The sequence below is a fragment of the Streptomyces populi genome (assembly GCF_002911015.1).
GTDB lineage: Bacteria > Actinomycetota > Actinomycetes > Streptomycetales > Streptomycetaceae > Streptomyces > Streptomyces populi.
This window is the reverse complement of the sequence record NZ_KZ627113.1, coordinates 1-578: the sequence shown is the minus strand read 5'-3', so window position 1 is coordinate 578 and position 578 is coordinate 1. Positions and strand designations below refer to the sequence as shown.

Here is a 578-nt window from a genome sequence, read left to right as displayed (position 1 = left end):
GAGTCCCGGTTCGCGAAGGTCACCCGCCTCGCGCGTGAGCACGGGGCGGCGCTGATCGCGCTGACCATCGACGAGGAGGGCCAGGCCCGTACGGTGGAGACCAAGGTCGCCATCGCGGAGCGGCTGATCGAGGACCTCACCGGCAACTGGGGCATCCACGAGTCCGACATCCTCATCGACACTCTGACCTTCACGATCTGCACCGGGCAGGAGGAGTCTCGCAAGGACGGCATCGCCACGATCGAGGCGATCCGCGAGCTCAAGCGCCGCCGCCCGGACGTGCAGACCACGCTGGGGCTGTCGAACATCTCCTTCGGTCTCAACCCGGCCGCCCGGATCCTGCTGAACTCGGTCTTCCTGGACGAGTGCGTCAAGGCGGGCCTGGACTCGGCGATCGTGCACGCCTCGAAGATCCTGCCGATCGCCCGCTTCAGCGAGGAGGAGGTCACCACGGCGCTGGATCTGATCTACGACCGGCGTGCCGAGGGCTACGACCCGCTGCAGAAGCTGATGGCCCTGTTCGAGGGCGCCACCACCAAGTCGCTCAAGGCCGGCAAGGCCGAGGAGCTGGCCGCGCT

At 67.8% G+C, this 578-nt stretch carries 1 protein-coding gene; it reads left to right on the top strand.

All coding sequences use genetic code 11. From position 1 onward, the window contains the following. Positions 1–578: dihydropteroate synthase (locus CW362_RS42950; protein WP_162684474.1), on the top strand; the 578-nt coding region annotated here is incomplete at both ends.